The sequence below is a fragment of the Arundinibacter roseus genome (genome assembly GCF_004348825.1).
Taxonomy (GTDB): Bacteria; Bacteroidota; Bacteroidia; order Cytophagales; family Spirosomataceae; genus Arundinibacter; species Arundinibacter roseus.
In genome coordinates this window covers 102206-121700 of record NZ_SMJU01000008.1, presented here as the reverse complement: position 1 = coordinate 121700, position 19495 = coordinate 102206, and the positions used below count along the sequence as shown (strand labels likewise).

At 47.4% G+C, this 19495-nt stretch carries 19 protein-coding genes; 13 read left to right on the top strand and 6 right to left on the bottom strand.

Annotation, left to right across the window (positions count from 1 at the left end):
- Nucleotides 1-62 precede the first annotated feature (62 nt).
- Complete coding sequence (locus EZE20_RS13925) at nt 63-791, bottom strand: hypothetical protein (RefSeq protein WP_228713752.1); 729 nt, start codon at nt 789-791, stop codon at nt 63-65.
- A 212-nt stretch (nt 792-1003) separates the two neighbouring features.
- On the opposite strand from EZE20_RS13925, the gene EZE20_RS13920 reads away from it, so the two are divergent.
- Both EZE20_RS13920 and EZE20_RS13915 read left to right on the top strand, forming a co-directional pair.
- Nucleotides 1004-3298 carry a TonB-dependent receptor gene (locus tag EZE20_RS13920; RefSeq protein WP_228713750.1) on the top strand — a complete coding sequence of 765 codons (2295 nt, stop codon included), beginning with the start codon at nt 1004-1006 and terminating at the stop codon, nt 3296-3298.
- A 46-nt stretch (nt 3299-3344) separates the two neighbouring features.
- Nucleotides 3345-3911: a hypothetical protein gene (locus tag EZE20_RS13915; RefSeq protein ID WP_132118647.1), complete on the top strand. Its 567-nt coding sequence runs from the start codon at nt 3345-3347 to the stop codon at nt 3909-3911.
- A gap of 9 nt (nt 3912-3920) precedes the next feature.
- Here the strand turns inward: EZE20_RS13915 and EZE20_RS13910 are convergent, their stop codons facing one another.
- Nucleotides 3921-4340 (bottom strand): Fur family transcriptional regulator, encoded by a 420-nt coding sequence (locus EZE20_RS13910; RefSeq protein ID WP_132118645.1) that lies wholly within the window; start codon nt 4338-4340, stop codon nt 3921-3923.
- Nucleotides 4341-4555: 215 nt separating this feature from the next.
- On the opposite strand from EZE20_RS13910, the gene EZE20_RS13905 reads away from it, so the two are divergent.
- Entirely contained in the window at nt 4556-4969 is a 414-nt protein-coding gene (locus EZE20_RS13905) for a MerC domain-containing protein (protein WP_132118643.1), read from the top strand.
- Nucleotides 4970-4996: 27 nt separating this feature from the next.
- Here EZE20_RS13905 and EZE20_RS13900 read toward each other — a convergent pair whose 3' ends face one another.
- The gene (locus EZE20_RS13900; RefSeq protein ID WP_228713748.1) at nt 4997-6289 is read right to left on the bottom strand and encodes a serine hydrolase; all 1293 of its coding nucleotides are present in this window, start codon (nt 6287-6289) and stop codon (nt 4997-4999) included.
- Between the two features lie 207 nt (nt 6290-6496).
- Here EZE20_RS13900 and EZE20_RS13895 point away from each other — a divergent pair, with 207 nt between their 5' ends.
- Together EZE20_RS13895 and EZE20_RS13890 are read left to right on the top strand one after the other, a co-directional pair.
- The gene (locus EZE20_RS13895) at nt 6497-8215 is read left to right on the top strand and encodes an IlvD/Edd family dehydratase (RefSeq protein ID WP_132118641.1); all 1719 of its coding nucleotides are present in this window, start codon (nt 6497-6499) and stop codon (nt 8213-8215) included.
- Nucleotides 8216-8277: 62 nt separating this feature from the next.
- Nucleotides 8278-9069, top strand: coding sequence for an SDR family NAD(P)-dependent oxidoreductase (locus EZE20_RS13890; RefSeq protein ID WP_132118639.1), 792 nt, complete (start codon nt 8278-8280; stop codon nt 9067-9069).
- A gap of 5 nt (nt 9070-9074) precedes the next feature.
- Here the strand turns inward: EZE20_RS13890 and EZE20_RS13885 are convergent, their stop codons facing one another.
- From EZE20_RS13885 to EZE20_RS13875, 3 genes are all read right to left on the bottom strand, one after another.
- Nucleotides 9075-9845, bottom strand: coding sequence for a LytR/AlgR family response regulator transcription factor (locus EZE20_RS13885; protein ID WP_132118637.1), 771 nt, complete (start codon nt 9843-9845; stop codon nt 9075-9077).
- Nucleotides 9842-10885 (bottom strand): sensor histidine kinase, encoded by a 1044-nt coding sequence (locus EZE20_RS13880; RefSeq protein ID WP_132118635.1) that lies wholly within the window; start codon nt 10883-10885, stop codon nt 9842-9844. The genes EZE20_RS13885 and EZE20_RS13880 overlap by 4 nt, the downstream gene beginning before the upstream one ends.
- A gap of 65 nt (nt 10886-10950) precedes the next feature.
- Nucleotides 10951-11763: a hypothetical protein gene (locus EZE20_RS13875; protein ID WP_132118633.1), complete on the bottom strand. Its 813-nt coding sequence runs from the start codon at nt 11761-11763 to the stop codon at nt 10951-10953.
- 665 nt (nt 11764-12428) lie between these two features.
- On the opposite strand from EZE20_RS13875, the gene EZE20_RS13870 reads away from it, so the two are divergent.
- The 8 genes from EZE20_RS13870 to EZE20_RS13835 all read left to right on the top strand — a co-directional run bounded on the left by EZE20_RS13870 (nt 12429) and on the right by EZE20_RS13835 (nt 19429).
- On the top strand, nt 12429-13292 hold the full coding sequence (locus tag EZE20_RS13870) for an ester cyclase (RefSeq protein WP_132118631.1): 864 nt from the start codon (nt 12429-12431) through the stop codon (nt 13290-13292).
- A 67-nt stretch (nt 13293-13359) separates the two neighbouring features.
- Nucleotides 13360-13779, top strand: coding sequence for an ester cyclase (locus EZE20_RS13865; RefSeq protein WP_132118629.1), 420 nt, complete (start codon nt 13360-13362; stop codon nt 13777-13779).
- A 94-nt stretch (nt 13780-13873) separates the two neighbouring features.
- Nucleotides 13874-14311 carry an ester cyclase gene (locus EZE20_RS13860; protein WP_132118627.1) on the top strand — a complete coding sequence of 146 codons (438 nt, stop codon included), beginning with the start codon at nt 13874-13876 and terminating at the stop codon, nt 14309-14311.
- Nucleotides 14312-14404: 93 nt separating this feature from the next.
- Complete coding sequence (locus tag EZE20_RS13855; RefSeq protein ID WP_132118625.1) at nt 14405-14848, top strand: ester cyclase; 444 nt, start codon at nt 14405-14407, stop codon at nt 14846-14848.
- 39 nt (nt 14849-14887) lie between these two features.
- Entirely contained in the window at nt 14888-15295 is a 408-nt protein-coding gene (locus tag EZE20_RS13850; protein WP_132118623.1) for an ester cyclase, read from the top strand.
- 53 nt (nt 15296-15348) lie between these two features.
- Nucleotides 15349-16176 carry a type 1 glutamine amidotransferase domain-containing protein gene (locus EZE20_RS13845; protein ID WP_132118621.1) on the top strand — a complete coding sequence of 276 codons (828 nt, stop codon included), beginning with the start codon at nt 15349-15351 and terminating at the stop codon, nt 16174-16176.
- The gene (locus tag EZE20_RS13840) at nt 16166-17872 is read left to right on the top strand and encodes a thiamine pyrophosphate-binding protein (protein WP_132118619.1); all 1707 of its coding nucleotides are present in this window, start codon (nt 16166-16168) and stop codon (nt 17870-17872) included. Before EZE20_RS13845 ends, EZE20_RS13840 begins: the two co-directional genes overlap by 11 nt.
- 24 nt (nt 17873-17896) lie before the next feature.
- The gene (locus EZE20_RS13835) at nt 17897-19429 is read left to right on the top strand and encodes a GMC family oxidoreductase (RefSeq protein WP_132118617.1); all 1533 of its coding nucleotides are present in this window, start codon (nt 17897-17899) and stop codon (nt 19427-19429) included.
- Nucleotides 19430-19495: the final 66 nt, after the last annotated feature.

Here is a 19495-nt window from a genome sequence, read left to right as displayed (position 1 = left end):
TATGGCAAAGCTCCCGTTCCTTGGACGGGAGTTTTTGTATGTATACACTTGGACTTATTGATTTATCGAATGAGCTTAAAAGCAATTCCATTCAGCACAAGCGTTCCGAGCGTCAGGATAAAATAGGCCCAGCCAATAGGAAGCATCGGAACCAGGAAGTATACCCCGGTAAGAAATGTAGTAAATCCATAGCCGGCCAGTAACAAACCATACATGATTCGGGCGGTAGCGGCTGAACCCTGCTGAACATGCGTAAAAACCGCAAGAATAGAAGTCATAATGGGGAAGGGAGTCAGCAGACCACTCCACGTGGGGCCGAGGCGTTCGGCTGCCTGCGTCAATGCCAGAACAAAAAGCGTGGCAACTACCATCCGCAGCGGTATGTCGTAGCGGCGTTGTTTTGAAACGACTGCTTTAAATTCAGGTTTCGGAAAAAGATACAAAATGAGCGTAAGCGTTGCAAGATTCAACCCGAGAGCCTGCCACAGGCTGGGTGTCCATTGAAGCGACAGAAATGCAATTGTAAAAAAAACTCCATAACTCACCAAAACCGTAGGCAACCACGACCAACGGGTCGAAAGCCGGGCATAGGAATAGGCGAAAAGGATGGTTCCGGCAGAGCCCATCAAGGCACCTGGTATGGTATTGGCTACGAAGGGAGCGCCCTGCTCCCAGGCCATAAAAAAAGATATTGGTCCTGCAACCCACGGAAAACCGCCGATCCAGCCACCGATGGCAGCCCCCCACCGCCGAACGCTGAGCGTGACCCCGGCCATGAGTAAGGGCATCATCAGTAGTTTTAATATAAAAATATAATTCATTAAACTGGAATTGGAGTTTTGAGGGCGCAAAGGTACTAAACAACGAAAGTCTATCAACTTCAAAAGAAGTTTTAAAAAACTTTGCAACAAGGTTGCACAAAGCATATATTTGCAACATTGTGGCAAAGTATAGGAATTCATTCATATTATTCAAACAAGGGATTCTGATTCTTCTGGGACTCTTGAACCTGCTTCCCGGACTCGCACAGTCGGTGGAAAAGGATTGCCATTGCTTTGTTAAAGGCGTGGTAAAAGATGAGCACACCGGCCTGCCCGTGGTAGGTGCCACGGTTTTGCTGATCGGAAAAAACACCGGAACGTTTACGGATGCCGAAGGACGCTATCAGTTTGCGGGACTTTGTCCCGGGGTATATGATGTAGAGTGCAGGATCGTGGGTTATCAGTCGAGCCGCCACCGAATTGATCTCACCGAAGGCCACGAAGAAGATTTTTCGTTGGCTGAAACGGAAATCCACCTGAATGATATTGATATAACGACTCAACGGACCGATGCCCCAAGTACGCAGCCGTTGAGCATATTGTCCGGTTCGGCCTTAGCCCAAACCCGCGGACAGTCTCTGGGCGAAAGCCTGAAATCAATTACCGGCCTTACTACCTTACAAACCGGGGCATCTATTGCCAAGCCTGTCATTCATGGCATGCACAGCAACCGAATTCTGATCATGAATAATGGCATCAGGCAGGAAGGGCAGCAATGGGGCTCTGAGCATGCGCCCGAAATTGATCCATTTATTGCCACCCGGCTTGCAGTAGTAAAAGGAGCCGCCGGGGTGCGGTATGGCTCGGATGCTATTGGAGGGGTAATTTTGGTAGAGCCCAAAGAATTACCGATTGATAAACCGATTAGTGGTGAGGTAAATACCGTATACTTTTCCAATGGCCGACAAGGCGTTGCTTCGGCTACGCTTCAGGGAGGCATTAAGGGGCTGGAAGGCTTTGGCTGGCGCGCTCAGGCCACAGGCAAGCGGGGTGGAAATATCCGAACCCCAAACTATTTCCTGGATAATACCGGTATTTCCGAACAAAATTTTTCGCTTGCTGCCGGTTATCGCAAAGGTGGCTTTGGTATTGAAGCTTTTTACAGTCATTTCACCACCCAAATCGGTATTTTTTCCGGCGCACATATTGGCAGTGTTACCGATTTGCTGGCTGTACTGGAAAATGGGGAACCGCTCATCAAGTCAGATTTTAGCTACTCGATCAATCGTCCGTTTCAGGATGTCGAGCATGATTTGTTGAAAGTCGAAACACACTACCATTTTCCGGATGGAAACCGCATTCAGTGGGTAGTGGCCCGACAGCTAAACCAACGGGCCGAGTATGACCTGCATCGCCCCCGCAATGATTCGCTGGCAGCCCTCAATCGCCCCGAACTTAATTTTAAACTCAATACACTGACCAACGATCTGATTTGGGACCATAAGCCTTTGGCCCGGAAATTTGCCGGACAGCTAGGGCTCAGTACGCTTTATCAGTACAATTTGATGAGTGGAAGACCGTTGATTCCAAATTTTGACCAATGGAATATCGGGCTTTTTGCCATTGAGCGTCTCGTGCAAAACGGCTGGGAACTGGAAGCAGGATTTCGCTACGATTATCGCTTTCTTTCGACGTACAGAATTGTGAGCCGCGAAAAAGTAACGAACATTTTCCGGTTTCATAATGCTTCCGGAACCATCGGTGCCGGACGAAATCTTTCGGATGCCTGGTCGGTACGGTTCAATATGGGCTCGGCCTGGCGTGCGCCAAATGTTAGCGAGTTATTTAGTGATGGCGTACACCACGGAGCAGCCGCTTTTGAGGAAGGAAATGAAAATCTGCAACCCGAAAAAGCACTGAATTCTGTTCTGAGTGCGCAATATGAACATTCCCGACTTAGGGTAGAAGTAGGTGCTTACTATAATTATATCCGGGATTATATCTATCTGAAACCGCAGCCCGAGCCTATTCTGACCATTCGTGGTGCTTTTCCCTATTTCAAATATACCCAAACCAACGCCACTTTTGCCGGATTGGATGTAAACGCGGAACTGAACCTAACCAAAGAACTCGCCTGGACTAGTAAGTTTTCCTATTTGCGGGTTACAGACGTACGCAATGATAGTTACCTCGTGATGATTCCGGCAAATCGCTGGGACAATGCCTTGAAGTACCAATGGAAAGAAGCTGGACAATGGAGCAATCTGTATGCTTCGGTTACTAATCGTTGGGTGGCCGAACAGCGGCGGGTGCCACCGGCAAGTGATTTTGCTCCGCCTCCGGCGGCGTATTCGTTGTGGGCTGTTCAGGCCGGGGGTAAATGGGAAGTTAGTCCTAAAAATCAACTTGAACTGACTATAACCGTTGATAATCTTTTCGATACCGTTTACCGGGATTATCTGAACCGCTTCCGCTATTTCTCCGATGAAATCGGACGAATGATTTCTCTCAGAGCTCAGTGGAGTTTTGGAGGGTGAAAATCTGAATTTTTACTATTTTTTATAACTAATAAACTAAAATAAGATGAACAGAAAAAAGCAATGGATGTCGTTGGTAATGATAGGTTTGACCTTATTTCTTACACAGTGTAAGAAAGCAGAGGATGTAGAGCCTGAAGAAGAAAATGAGTTGATAACAACCGTTGTACTGAAATTTACAGAGTCTGGAAGCACTACTCCTTTACAGTTTACTTTCCGGGACACAGATGGTGATGGTGGAAACGCCCCAACTACTTTTGATAAGATAGCGCTCAAAGCAAATACAAGTTATACGCTTACAGTTGAATTTCTGGACGAGAGCAAAACTCCTGCCGAAGACATAACGGAAGAAGTAGAAGAAGAAGCCGATGAACATCTTGTAATATTTACGGCCACGCCTGCATCGTTGCTGACCTATGTCTACGGTGATAAAGATGCAAATAATTTCCCGATTGGCCTTACAGGAACTGCTACCACCGGAGCTGCCGGAACAGGGAAATTGAAAGTACAGCTACGGCATCAGACTCCTGTAAACGGCGTTCCCGTCAAGAATGGAACACCCGGTCCGGGAAGTGATGATGTAAATCTGGATTTTGATCTGGAAGTCAACTAATTCAGAGTTTTAATTCTCCGAGCATGCCGCGCACAGGCCTTGAATCAGTAGGTTCATTTCCTGTGCGTGGTAGCCCGCCGGAAGCTGAATGGACGGTATATGCAGGCTTTCCAGGCAATTGGTTTGCCCGCATTCGCTGCACTTAAAATGTACGTGATCGTGGTGATGATTATGTTCCGTGCAGCGCTCTTTGCACAGCGCATAGCGCATGCCTTCTTCATCAAGTACTTTGTGGATAATTCCTTTTTCAAGAAAAGTCTTCAAAGTCCGGTAAATCGTTACCCGGTCAAATTTTTCACCCAGTGAGTGTTCCAAATCACCATGTGAAAGGGCAACTTCCCTGGACAAAAATGTTTCCAGAATATCTTCCCGGCAAAGCGTGTTGCGCAGGCTATGATCTTTCAACGTATTTTTAACAAATTGATTCATAGCTCATTACTTGATTTTGGTTACTTTAAATATAATCTACTTTCCCGAAATAATCGTCCCTTTGTAAACTCATTGGTTGATTCTGTAAAGGTACAATTCAGCTTTTGATTTCTAAAAGTTCGTGAGGTGAAGCAGTAAATTGAATCTTTTATCCTGCAACAGCGTTGCAAAACATAAAGTTTCCTGTTACTTTTGCATCAGTATTGCATAAACTCATGAAGACGAATTCAACCATACATACCAAAGAACACACCCACGGAAAGGCTGATTATGTCGGTATTGCCGGCTCAGTCATGTGTCTGATTCACTGCCTTATAACTCCCGCCTTAGCTATTGGTTCTTCCTATTCAATGGATCATCAACATGCTGCGGGTGGTATTAGTTTTGACTATTTCTTCATTCTCATCAACGGTTTGGCGGTATATTATGCCTCACGTGACCATCAGCTTCCGGCACTTCGCGCGTTTATGTGGGGAGCCTTTGCCTTGTTTTCGGTGTCGATTCTTTTGGAAAACAAGCACGTTCTGTTCGAAATTCTGGGTTATGTAGGTTCTTTTCTGCTCATTGGCGGACACATGTACAATTTGTTCTACTGCCGTCCGTGGTTGTTTGGTAAACGAACTTCCTGAATTTAGAGCATCTAAAATTCCAGGGGCTTACTTATCGTATTCAACTTCAAATCGGCTCAGGTCAGGGCGGGTGCGTCGCTTGCGGCTAACCTCGTATTCAAAAACTGCTTTTCCAAGATGCGCCATGAACGGAAAGCCTACCGTTTCGTAGTCATAGGTGTCATCATTAAATATCTGATTCTGATTGCAATAGATAACCGCCGTGAGAAAAAACTCAATTCCGCGCTCAAAGTCTACGATGTAAGCATTGTCCAGCAGGTACCCATACGCATCCCCTACTTTATTAAACATCCGAATATGCCTCGGCATGCGCTTTTTGCTATCCCCAAACATCAGGAATTTTACATAACTATCGTGTAAATCTTCTGAATAATGTTCCGGATAGCTTGTTTCCATCGGCAGCTGCGACATATAGCGATACAAAAAAGTATAATCGTCGGGTAATAAATCAAAGCGTTGGGAAGGTTCGAGGGTTTCAGGAAAAAAAATGGCTCTCAGCATGTTATGCTGATTTTCGAGGCCAAAGAAATTTTTATCTGTAAAATCAAAAGGCTCTTCCACTAACGTATTGCCCTTCATGTAGCCTTTCCCCTGCCGAATCGGGTTTTCGGGGGCGTAGGTTTTTTGGGCATAAGCCATCGGCTGCTGATAAAGTACCTTTCCGTCTTTTTCAAATCGTACCGGATTCGTATAGCGGTTATTTTCAACACTCATGGGCTGTTCGAGCCGGTGGCGCATCCGCACATCCTGATAGCCTTTGGCTCGCAGCCGTTCGTTAAAATCTTCCTGACCAATAAATTCATACAAACGATTAAACGCATCATTATCACTCGCCAACAGGATTTTGCGGGCATAATGCGCAACGGACGGCAGGCCGTTTTCAGCGGTAGTGTCGGTCAAAGCTGCCGTTTGTTCCGGTCGTGCTGCCTCCGTAATCATCGGTGTTTCTTTATCTACTCCTGGAATTTTTAATTGATTCAGTTTTTCCAATGCCAGAAGCACAGCAGGCAGTTTGACCGTACTGGCCGGATAGAAATAGGCGTTACGATCTACATTATAGCGGTAGGTTGTAAATTTAGGCTCATTTTTACGATTCCGGTCAATTTTGGTGTAAAGTATCTGTACCCCATAATTTTTGGGATTTTTGAGAATGGAATCAAACCACTCAGGATTTTTTTCAAGAAGTTTTTGTAAAAACGGATCGGTGGCAGGCTGTGCAAAAGAGGAAATCATAGAGAAAAACAGCGCAATGAATAGAAAACCAACGTGTTTGGTTTGGATTGGTAAAAAGAAGCCGGACATAGGTTGACGTAAGATCATGAATATTCTGCTTTCTAATTTCTGCTTTTTAGTCCTAAGGACAAAATATCGGATCAACTTCTTTGCAATCTTGATTTGAAATATGGGTAAGGAAAGGTACAACGCATTCCTTCCATTTACCTTGAACATCAGAAATCAGTGATTATAATTGTAGGCAAATTGCCTTTACCTGGTTAGTATCGATCACGATTGAACCTTAACTCTATTATGGATAAGAAAGAATTGCGCAGCCGAGGCTGGTTTGGAAAAAAAGGAAAAGATGGATTTATATATCGGGCCTGGATGAAAAATCAGGGATTTCCGGCCGATGAATTTGAGGGACGTCCTGTCATTGGGATTTGTAATACTTTTTCGGAACTCACGCCCTGCAACGGGCATTTCCGCGAATTGGCCGAGTCCGTCAAGCGTGGGGTTTGGGAAGCGGGCGGTTTCCCGCTCGAATTTCCGGTCATGTCGCTGGGCGAAACGCTCATCAAGCCAACGGCAATGCTTTACCGAAACCTGGCAAGTATGGACGTCGAGGAGTCGATCCGGGCCAATCCAATTGACGGTGTCGTGCTGCTTTGTGGCTGCGACAAAACCACGCCTTCGCTGGTAATGGGCGCGTGTAGTGTGGATATTCCTACGATCGTTGTGTCGGGTGGACCAATGCTCACCGGTCGCTACCGGGGCAAAAGCATCGGAACGAGCGACATTTGGCGGTTTAGTGAAGCCTACCGGCAGGGTCAGATTTCGCAGGACGAGCTAACCACCGCCGAAGCCTGCATGTGCCGCAGTCAGGGACATTGTGCCGTCATGGGCACGGCCTCTACGATGGCTTGTATGGTTGAATCGCTGGGGTTGACACTCCCCGAAAATGCAGCAATTCCCGCGGCTGATTCGCGGCGTAAAGTAAATGCCCACTTGTCGGGTCGGCGCATTGTGAGTATGGTCAAAGAAGATCTCCGGCTTTCACAGATTCTGACAAGAGAGGCCTTTGAAAACGCTATAAAAATCAACGCTGCTATTGGAGGTTCTACCAATTTCGTGATTCACCTGTTGGCTATTGCCGGGCGCATTGGCGTAGATCTCACGCTCGAAGATTTTGACCATCTTTCTGCCGAAATTCCGTTATTGGCTAATTTGCAGCCTTCCGGCGGGTATTTTATGGAAGACTTTTACTATGCTGGCGGCTTGCCGGTAGTAATCAAAGAACTGCTTTCAAGGTTGCATGGCGGCATCATTACGGCAAACGGTAAAACCGTTGAGGAAAACTGCGTAGCTGCCGAATGCTTTGATCCCGAAGTTATTGGTACACTCGAAAAGCCGGTGAAAGAATTAACCGGTCTGGTAGTTGTAAAGGGAAACCTGGCGGAAAATGGTGCCGTCCTCAAACCTTCGGCCTCACTCAAACCGGAACTGCTTCAACACCGCGGACGCGCGCTTGTCTTTGAAGATATTGATCATTATAAATTGCGCCTCGAAGATCCGGATCTGGATGTTGATGAAAATACGGTGATGGTTCTCAAAAATGTTGGTCCAAAAGGATACCCCGGCATGCCGGAAGTGGGCAATATGTCTTTACCAAAAAAACTCCTGGAAAAAGGGGTCATGGATATGGTACGTATTTCGGATGGCCGCATGAGCGGTACGGGCTTTGGTACTGTGGTACTGCACGTTTCGCCCGAGGCCGCAATCGGTGGCGTGCTGGCACTGGTGCAGGATGGTGACATGATTGAACTCGACGTTGAAAACCGCCGATTGCATCTGGATGTGTCGGATGAAGAACTTGCCCGCCGCCGGGCCAACTGGAAGCCTCTCGAACTGGGCTACGCTCGCGGGTATGTCAATCTGCATATCAACCACGTGATGCAGGCGCACGAAGGAGCCGATATGGATTTTCTGCGGGGAGGCTCGGGTGATGTGGTGACGCGTGATTCTCACTGATTTTTAAATTTTAGTTTTCCCAAAATAATGTTTGGCGCCTTTGGGCAACGTATAAAAACCAGATGAACGATTCACTTTTTGCCAATCAGGTAGCACTCGTAACGGGTGCAGGACAAGGAATCGGCTTTGAAATCGCACGGCAGCTTTCTCTCCGGGGAGCTGCCGTTGTGCTCAACGACCGTGACGCCACGCTTGCGCATCAGGCCGCCGAGGCAATTCAGCAGGAAGGTGGCACTTGCCTGGCAATGCCCGGCGACGCTGCCGATGAGCCTTTCATTCAGGCCCTTGTGCAGATGGCTGTGGAACGCTTCGGAAAGTTGACCATTGCTGTAGCCAATGCGGGCATTACGCTTTTTGGTGATTTCTTTGATTATCCTTCCGCTGATTTGCGCCGGGTTCTTGATGTCAATTTGGTCGGTTCGTTTTTACTCACTCAGGCAGCTTCCCGGCAGATGCGGACGCAAAAATCAGGTGGCCGTATCCTGCTTATGTCTTCGGTAGTTGGGCATCAGGCACATCAGCAATTAGCTGCGTATGCCATGACCAAAGCAGGGCTCGAAATGCTGGCCAAAAATCTGGTGGTAGAACTTTCGCCCTTCGGAATTACGATTAATGCCGTGGCACCGGGGGCCACGCTCACCGAACGTACGCAACAGGAAGACCCGACCTATTCGGATGTGTGGTCTGCCATTACGCCTATGGGCCGGCCTGCTACCCGGGAGGACATTGCGAACGCAGCTTTGTTTTTGCTCTCTCCTTTTTCGGGGCACATTACCGGCCAAAGCCTCGTGGTAGATGGTGGCTGGACTTCCGTAAGCCCCTTGCCTGACCTGAGCAATATGGATAAAAAGTAAGTTGTCTAACTTTCTTCAAACCATTTTTTGAAAATAGGTACTCGTTCTTTACTAATGAGAATCAGTTGATTGGAAATAGGATGAACGCGTATCAATAAGCGGCCGTTGAAGTAAAATTCAATTTCGCGAATACACCCCCGCGCCACAATAAACTGTCGGTTGGCCCGAAAAAACCGATCAGAATCCAGCAGATTTTCCAGTTCTTCCAGCGATTTTTCGATGGGGTACGTACGTTCGTCGTTGAGCGTACCCACTACTATTCCGTTTTGAATCGTGAACCAGGCAAATTCCTCATCTTTCACCGGAATCAACTTGTCGCGGTAGGGGACCAGAAAATTGCGACGGGTATTTTTCCGGGCCAAAAGTTGATGATGAATAATTTCTTCCAGCGAATGCACCTTCATTTTTAACAGTTCGCTGTTGGACTGATGAAACTTGTCGAGACTGCTGTGCAGGGCCGAAGATTTGATCGGTTTTAACAAATAATCCACGCTGTTGAGCCGGAACGCATCAATGGCGTATTCGTCGTGAGCCGTGGTAAAAATCACCGGACAGCGCACTGATACCTGTTCAAAAATTTCAAAGCAGGTGCCGTCGCCGAGTTGTACGTCCAGAAAAATCAGATCGGGAGAAGGGTGACTGCTGAGCCATTCGACCGACAGTTCCACACTTTCCAGAATAGCCAAAACCTGAGCTGACGGATCAATTTGCAGAATAAGATTTTGCAGGTATACGCCTGCCGGAGATTCATCTTCAATAATTAATATACGAGTCATGGAGATTCAATAAGGGGCACGCTTACGGTAAACTGTTGGGCATCTTCTGAGGACGAGGTCGTTTTACCCAAAATCAGCTGATTTCGTTTACCTAAGTTACTTAATCCAATGCCGAGACTTTCGGCCTGGGTTTTCTTGTTTATTGAGTTTGTAATAATGAGTTGGCTTTTGGCTTCATTAACCCAAACTTTGATATGCAATACACTGTTGGACGTAATGACGTTGTGCTTGATGGCATTTTCAATCAATATTTGGAGTGAAAGTGGCACAATGTACCACACCTTGCGAGTATCTGTATTTTCAAAACTAAACAAAAGTTTCTCACCAAAACGCGCTTTGTAAAGTCCCAGATACGATTGGGCCACATCGAGTTCTTCGGAAAGCCGCACGAGATTCTGATTCTGGATTTTTAGATTATAGCGTAAAATATCCGACAGATTATGCACGATATTCTGGGCACCTTCGGGGTCAGTAGTGATGGAGACATTCAGAATGTTGAGCGCATTGAATAAAAAATGCGGATTAAGCTGATTGCTCAACGCTTCCAGCTGATTCTTGACTTTTAATCGTTTAAGTTGCTCATTTTCAATCGTTACCTGATTGCTCTCGTGCACAACACTAATGAAGTACCAAAATCCACGAATGGCGCCTAAAATAACGAGATGTCTTACGAAGTAAGAAAAATGGTAAAAGCTAATTTCCGTAACAGGTTCGGCTATTGCCACCTCAATCTGAAACAGGAGCTCGGTGAGCAAAAGGAAAAGTATAGCCTGCACCGTTATTTTTATGGCAGACAACTGCCGATGATACCAAAGCGCAAGCGGATGGTGCGAATCAATTTCTACGAATGCAAACGTAATGCCGAACAACAGACTCGTGGAAAACTGCAACAGGAGTGCATAAAAACTGAACCCACCGAGCGATTCGAAGTAATGCGGGTTCCAGAAAAAGGTCAGAAAGCGGGGTAAATTGACGATCAGGCATATAACTATGCAAAAACGCCACAGATGTGCGGTACCAAAATAGCGCTGCGTTGCCATAATATTCAGGATTTTATTTGGATTTTTCCTGCACAAAGGCAGAACACAACACAAATGTCAGAAAATCAGGCACTCATACTTAGTTCGCTGTACATATTTATTTTGCGGCGAATTCCCCCGCGGGTTTCTTTTAGCAAAGACGCCACCGCTTTCAAAAGATCTATTTCGGCATTCTGCCAATTTCTTTCCTTAATTGAATCTTCCACACCGAGGTAAGTCCGTTCGCCATTGGGCCTGGGAATGAGCACTTCGTAGGTCGAGCCAAACGGAGTGTTTAGGTTTTTTTGTCCGGGCGCTACAATTTCGTGTAAAATGGCAGCCGATGCCTGAGTGGAAGATGCCGCTTCGCGAATGTAAACCCGGCTAAGTTCCATAATATCCAGAAGTACCTTCAACGCGTTTTCAATCCGGTTTTCGGTGGAGTGATAGAGTTCAGAAGCACAGCGGGCGGCTACTTTATGATACAACGAACGTTGATTCTGCTCTCCCTGAGCGATTTTTGTGGCCACCCTGTTTTCCCAACCTCGAATCACTTCTTTAAGAATTCCCTCCCATAAGTCCGGTTGTTGCGCGGGTAAAGACAATGCGTGTGAACAGGAGTGCTCAGTGATGTGACCTGCAACCGTGCCTTCTTCCTGAACAATAAGGCATGGCATAGAATAGCCCAGCACATGTACCAAATCACCGCACGCACCGTCGGCAAGCGATTCGTTTGTAACTAAGAGTTCGAACTTTGATTGGTAGCAGGCAAGCAATGCCTGTTTTTTGCTACTTACTACTTTTATTTTAACCTCGTAACCCGAAGATTGAAGGGTTTGAATGAGACAATTTTGCCATTCCTCACGAATTGACACCAAAAGAAGTTGTAAAGATTCCATAATGAGTTTTTCATTTTTAGCAGTTTCAAATCAGGATAAATAATGAAAAGGGACTCTACCAGTATGTATGAAGCTTCGGAGGTGATAACAGTCAAATGTGCGGATAGTTTGACTCAAAAGTTAGGAAATACATGCCAACGTCTGAAATATGTAGTTCAATGGGTGGAGTTTGGTGGTAGGCACGTGTTCAGTATGGTGCAGGATCTTAGGCCAGGTAGATTGGAATTGCCATCCGGGCAGGCCAGAAAATGGAGGGAAAGTGATGGAAATATGTAGTATAGGTATTTTTTGAGTAATTATACTACTATTATTTTTAATTAAAAAACCTGCATTTTTTATAGACAAAAAATAGTAATATCCTGTTACAAAAAAGAATAGTTATATAATTCACCAAAATAGGTATTTCATTTACTGTTCTGCTTCCTTTGATTAGCTATCAAAGGAAGCTGTGAATAAAAATGGGCTGGCTGAGCGAAAAGTTGAGGGGCGATCTGAACAGGTTCAGCCCTGAATTTTTCAGTTTCACTTATTTTTTCTCCTGCATTTTGCTTTCAAGATGTGAAATTCAAGCTGTCAAACCGAGGCACGAGGCAAAAACTATTTGGTGGACTGCTACAAGCCGAAGGTGATGCAAACCCTGTTTTTTCCTAAACAATTACTCAACGATGAACGCAAACAAGGCAATTTCACGACGGTATTTTTACCAGATTATGAACGGCATGAACTCCGAAGCCGCGTACGAAATTCTGGATCCTGAATTTGTATTTACTCTTCCTACGCACCCTGAACCCTTCCGCGGGCCGGACGGCTTTCTGGGTTTGGTGCAGATGCTCCACGGCGCTTTTCCTGATTTTTACATCAATCCTCAGGATATGGTGGCTGGCGATGACTGGGTTGTAACCCGCTGGATTGGCGGCGGTACGCACACCGGCGGCCCGTTGGTTACGGTCAAAGGCGATATTGAAGCCAACGGTCGTTCCTTTGAGATTGACGGCATGACGTGGCATACGATCAAAAATGGAAAAATTACCGAATCTATTGGTCATGAAGATACCCTTGGCCTGATGATGCAGCTCGGGGTAATTCCGTCTGAAACTCCCACGCCCGAAACGACCGCCGAACAAAACGAACAACTGGCGTATCGCTATTTTGAAGAAATCATGAGTCAGGGCAAGCTGGAAGTCATTGAAGAAATTCTCGATCCTTCCTTTGCCTTTATTATTCCTACGCAACCCGAGCCCATCGCGGGCTATGAAGCTTTCCGTGGATTTGTGATGTATCTGCGCAATGCCTTCCCGGACATCAAGTTTTCCGTACTTCGCCAAACCTCAGAAGGCAATAAAGTGGCTTCGCGCTGGTCGATTGAAGGGACTCACAACGGCGAGTTTTTGGGTGCAGCGCCTACTGGCAATCGCATCAAGGATTTTGGTATCGACATCTTCACGATTCGCCATGGCAAAATCGTCTCCGTACACGTCAATGAAAATGATTTTGGTTTGATGCAGCAGTTGGGGGTAATCCCGGCCTAAACAAACCTCACGCACATTTTTTTACTGACGCGAATTACGCACGCACAATTCCCAAAAAGAGAAGATTATGTCGACACTTCAAGAAAAAAATAAGGAAGTCGTCCGCCGGTATTGGTTTGAGCTTTGGAATGAAAAAAAAGGAGAGGTGCTGGACGAAATTGCGCTCGATCCTGTAACATTTCACTTTCCGGGCGGACAGGCGCATCAGCCACCTACGCTTCACAAATGGTTTGAAACCGCCCTTATTGCGTTTCCCGATGTGCACTTTCAGCTGCACGAAGAGCTGGCCGAAGGTGATAAAGTCGTAAGCAGATGGTCATATGTGGCTACCAACACGGGCGAGTTTTTAGGCCGACCGGCCACTCAGCTAAAAGTTACCGATCAGGGCATTGATATTTTTAGGCTGGAAGACGGAAAAATTGTAGAAATGTGGGTGGCGCAGGATAGTCTGGGCTTGCTTCAGCAGCTGGGTGTACTGCCCGAGTAGCTTCTGAACCATTCGCTATTTTTAAATCCCACCATGGATTTTTGATTTTATACAATAATTAATTTACTGTTAACTATTTAATTTACAAAACGTTATGTCATTTACTCCTGAACAAAACAACGCAATCTGCGTAGAATTTTTTGAAGCCGCCTGGAATACCGGCGAAGTACGCGAAGACCTTTTGGCGTCTGATGCCCTGGATCACTCACAAGTAGGCGGCAAGCAAAAAACCGAGCCGGGTTCCGGTTCTTTCAAGCACATTGTTGGCATGTTTCGTGGCGCAATGCCCGACGTAAAGCTGACGATTGAAGACGAAATTTACACAGCCGACAAGGTGGTTCACCGGTGGCGCCTCAACGGCACCGATACGGGCGGTGTCATGGGTATGCCGCCTTCCGGCAAAGCGATCACGATGTCGGGTACGACTACCGTGCGCATGCAGGATGGAAAAATTGCGGAACGCTGGGCGAATGTGGATGAGCTGGGTCTGCTTCAGCAATTGGGCGTAGTGCCTCCACCTCCCGGAGCCTAAGATTTCCTCTTTTCCATAGCTCATTTCGAGCTATGGAATCCCTTGATTTTCACAAAACTCTTCCATCAATTTTACTAAATTTTAAATAAGTCAATGGCAACTGCACAGGAGAATGAAAAGAAAATACTCTCCTTCTTCCGGGATATATGGAGTGAAGCGAATCTGGATGTAGTGGATCAGTTACTGGATCCCGATTTCAATTTTATCCTGTCTTTTGCTCATATAAAAGACCGCGAATCGTTCAAAAAGCTTGTTCAATTTAACCATCAGGCTTTTGAGAAACTGACGTATCACGTTGATGATGAAGAAGGGGATGTAGTGGCAGACGAAACAAAAGGGGCCGGGTTCTGGCGCATGACCTCCAAACATGTAGGTATGTGGCGGAACATACCGGGTAGCAACAAAGAAGTTGAAATCACGGGGCTCAGCTATTTCAAATTTTCCCCGGAAGGCCTGATTACCGAAGTCCGGGTTCATAATGATGTCATGGGACTGATGCAGCAAATCGGTGGTATCGAGCTAGTGTATGCATCCTGATTCAAAAAAACTTTTAAGAAATCTAATCTCTCGTAAATCATGTCAATTCAAAAAAATAAGGAAATCGTGCTTGGCTATGTGGATGCCATTCTGATCAACCGTGATTTCAGCAAGTTCAGGGACTTTACCGCCGACGATTTTTACATCGATCGCTCGGCAGTTCCAGAAGCTATTCAGGGTGAAGATGGCCTGCATACACAAATGGATATGCTCTACTCGGCTTTTCCGGATTTAGATTTAAAAGTAGTGAATGTAGTGGCTGAGGATGATATGGTAGTCGTGCGTTTTGCGGCGCCGGGTACTCACAAAGGTAATTTTGCCGGGATAGAACCTACCGGTCGCGTGGCAACCTGGAAAGGCTTGGTTATGTACCACGTAGTAGATGGAAAGATCAAGGAAGCCTGGGCCAATTGGGACGACTGGGGGCTGATTGAACAGCTTAAATAAGAACTTTTACTCAACGAGATTTAAACTACAACGTAACCAAAAAAAGCGAAGTTATGTCAAAGAAAATATTAGCCATTCTATCTGAATACGGCTACTGGGGCGTAGAGTTGGTGGGACCACTGGAAAAGCTGGAAGAAGCCGGCTATACCGTAGAGTTCATGACCAAGCATGGTAAAAAAGCAGAAGCGCTGCCGCCAAGTTATGATACTACCTACGTAGATCCTCCGCTCGGAATGTGCGTCACCACGCCCGAAGCCGCCGAAAAAGTAAAAGCATTTGAAGCTACTGACCGCCTGGCCGACTGCATGAATATGTCGGAGATGATTCCGGAGCGGCCATATTTTTCAACGCCTGATTTTTTACGGCAATTTGAAAAATACTACGCAGATCTGAAAGTAGCACAGGATAAGCTCACGAGCGAGTACGCTGCGGTATTTCTGGTAGGCGGCAGCGGGCCCATTATTGACATGGTCAACAATCAGCGCGTGCACGATATTATCCTGGCATTTTACAACAAAAATATGCCCGTTGCGGGAATCTGCTACGGTGTGGCGCCACTGGCTTTTGCCCGTGATTTCAACGAGCGCAAGTCAATTATCCGGGGCAAGCACGTAACCGGCCACTGCATTGAATACGACTACCACGACGGCACGGGCTTCCTGCATACCGATCTGAACATGGGACCACCGCCCTACGTACTCGAATATGTACTGGCAGACGCCGTTGGGCCGGAAGGACAATACCACGGGAATTTTGGAAAAGAAACCTCCGTAATAGTAGACTACCCCTTCATCACCGCGCGCTCGTTGCAGTGTTCGTTTGAGTTTGGAGAACAGTTTGTCAATGTGTTGGATAGTGGATTGAAGCGCTATGGCTGGTAAAACCGGAAATCAAAAGATCATCGAGCAGTTTCTGGCCGATGGCATGGACCACATGTTTGGCAATCCCGGCACGGTAGAACAAGGCTTCCTTGACGCCCTGGCCGAGTACCCTGACATGAAGTACATCCTGACGCTTCAGGAAAGTGTGGCCGTGATGGCGGGCGACGGCTATGCCCGCGCCACCCAAAAACCTACGCTGGTACAGCTGCACAGCTCGCCCGGCATAGGCAATGCCGTGGGCGCGGTGTATCAGGCCAAGCGTGGACATGCGCCGCTGGTGATTATTGGCTCAGACGCAGGAGTAAAATACATGAACATGGACGCCCAAATGGCCAACGATCTCGTGGCAATGATGGCTCCCGTGACCAAGTATTCGACCATGGCAATGTCGTCCAAATCGGTGTTACGTACGTTGCGTCGCGCCATCAAGATCGCCGCTACGCCACCGATGGGCCCTGTGTATGTGTGTTTGCCCATGGATGTGCTGGATGAACTGAACGATGAACCGGTTTTTCCGACGGCTATTCCTTCCACTCAGGTATTGCCCGCGCCCGACCTTGTACGTCAGTCAGCCGAAATACTACTGGCATCTCAAAAGCCCATGATTTTTGTGGGCGACGGCGTGGCTTATTCTGGTGCAGTGCCGGCCCTCACGCGTGTGGCCGAGTTGCTCGGTGCGGAAGTGTACGGGGTTGAATTTGGTGATTTGGTAATGGACAATACGCATCCTTTGTATCAGGGAACGACGGGTCATATGTTCGGCAGTTTTAGTTTGCCAATAACGACCAAAGGAGATGCCAACCTGATCGTAGGTACGTACATGGTTCCTGAGGTTTTTCCTACGCTGGACGATATTTACGCCCCAGATGCCAAAGTCATTCATTTTGATTTGAACGCCTACGAAATTGCCAAGAATCACCGGGTAGATTTAGGTGTAGTTTCTGATCCTCGGTTGTCGCTCGAAGCTCTGGCTGATATGCTGGAAGAACTGATGACGCCCGAATTTAAGGCTGCCGCTGAGCGCCGTACCTGTGAAATTACCGATGCTAAGGCTCCAAAAATCAAAGCAGAACTTGATAAAGACGTCGCGTTGGCGGGTGGACATCCGCTGCAAATGGCTCAATTTGCTCAGGTTTTGGCCACCAAAGTGCCCGATGATGTGATCATTTTTGACGAAGCCCTCACAAGCTCACCGGCTGTTTCCCGATACTTACCTCCACGCTTACCCGGTCATTACTTCGTCACACGTGGCGGGTCGCTGGGAGTTGGCTTTCCGGGAGCAATTGGTGCCAAATTGGCGCATCCTCAAAAAACCGTCATTGGCTTCTCGGGCGATGGCGGCAGCATGTACACGATTCAGGCGTTATGGTCAGCGGTGCGGCACAATACAGGCGCTAAATTTATTGTCTGTAACAACGGCTCATACAAACTGCTGCAACTAAATATTGATGTTTACTGGCAAGAGCGGGATATTCCCAAACACGATCATCCGCTTCCTTTCGATTTATCATACCCCGCCATTCGCTTTGATCTTCTGGCTCAGTCCATGGGAGTAGAGGCGGTACGGGTAGAGAAGGAGGAAGAAATAGCCCCGGCGATTGAACGAATGCTTGCCGACGACAAACCCTTCCTGATTGACCTGGTCCTTGAAGGCGACCATAAATCAGACTGGGTGCAGATCAATTGTTCTCAATAAAGACCTTCCCATTTACTCAACGTTATGAATTCTCAATCTACTTTTGACTACATCATCATCGGCGCCGGAGCCTCCGGTTGTGTACTGGCCAATCGCCTGAGCGCACAAGGTTCGCTGCGGGTGCTTGTGCTGGAAGCCGGGGCGTCTGACAACGATCCGGCGGTGCATCAGCCTGGCGGTTTTGTGAGCCTGTGGGGCTCTGCCAAAGACTGGGTTTTGCCTACCACTCCGCAGGAAAGCATGGGTGGGCGTGTTGTTACCATCAATCAGGGCAAAGTTGTGGGGGGCAGTACATCCATCAATGCGATGATGTACGTGCGGGGCAATCCTGGAAATTTTGACGAATGGGCCGCTTTGGGTGCCGAAGGATGGAGTTACGAAGAAGTATTGCCCTATTTTAAAAAACTGGAAAACTACGAAGGAGGTGCCTCAGATTTACATGGAACCGACGGAGAGCTGAGCATTCGGGATTGCCCGGATGACGTCATGCGCTCGGAACATTTTCTTAAAGGTGCCACCGAATTGGGCTACGATGGTCCAAACTGGGACTACAACGGTGCCCGACAGGAAAATGGCTCCGGGTTACTTCAATTTCACATTGATGCAAACGGCGAACGCGCCAGCGCAGCTACTGCATTTCTGCATCCAATTGCCAGCCGTCCCAATCTGTCTGTGCAATTGGGTGTGCAGGTAACTAAAATCAATGTCGAAAATGGCCGTGCCACTGGTGTAGTTTGCACAGATGCAGCCGGAGAAACGCAGACTTTTCTGGCTGAAAAGGAGGTAATTGTATCGGCAGGAGCGCTCGCTTCTCCCAAACTGCTTCTGCTTTCGGGCATTGGCCCGGCTCAGGATCTGACGAGCCTTGGTATTTCGGTCGTAGCCGACCGACCCGGCGTGGGGAAAAATTTACAGGATCACCTGCAATTACCCATGATTTTCCGGTCAAAAATCCCGATGGACATGACAACGCTGCTGACAGGAAACGTACTTTTTACCCGGACTCGCTCTGGTGAAGGCGTGCCTGATCTGCAACTCAATTTTACGCCGTCCATTCCGGCCCCGCTCGCCCCGGTTTTACCAGATTTGGGCGGTCCGGCCTGCATTTTTCTGCCGATTCTGGTGCAGCCCGAAAGCAAAGGAGAGGTGAAACTGGCCTCAGCTAATCCGGCAGATGCACCGCTGATTAATCCTAATTATTTGCAGGAAGAAGCGGATGTACAAACCCTCGTCAAAGCCGTTGAACTGGTGCGTTCCCTGGCCGCTACGCCAACTTTTCAGAAGTTAAGCGGTGGCGAACTCATGCCCGGTGAAGGCGCCGACCTGCCCGGCTTTATCCGTTCGCAGGCGTCGACGCTTTGGCACCCGGCAGGAACCTGTAAGATTGGCGCTGCTACCGACGAACTCGCCGTGGTAGATCCTCAGCTGAGGGTGTATGGCGTGGAGGGATTACGAGTGGCGGATGCTTCGGTAATGCCTACCGTTACGTCGGGAAATACCGTGGCTGCATGTTTTATGATTGGCGAAAAACTAGCAGACATGATTTTAAGTGAATAAAATTTTCTTTTTATAATAAATTGATTACTAGTTAATTACAAAAAAATACGTTATCCGGCATTACAC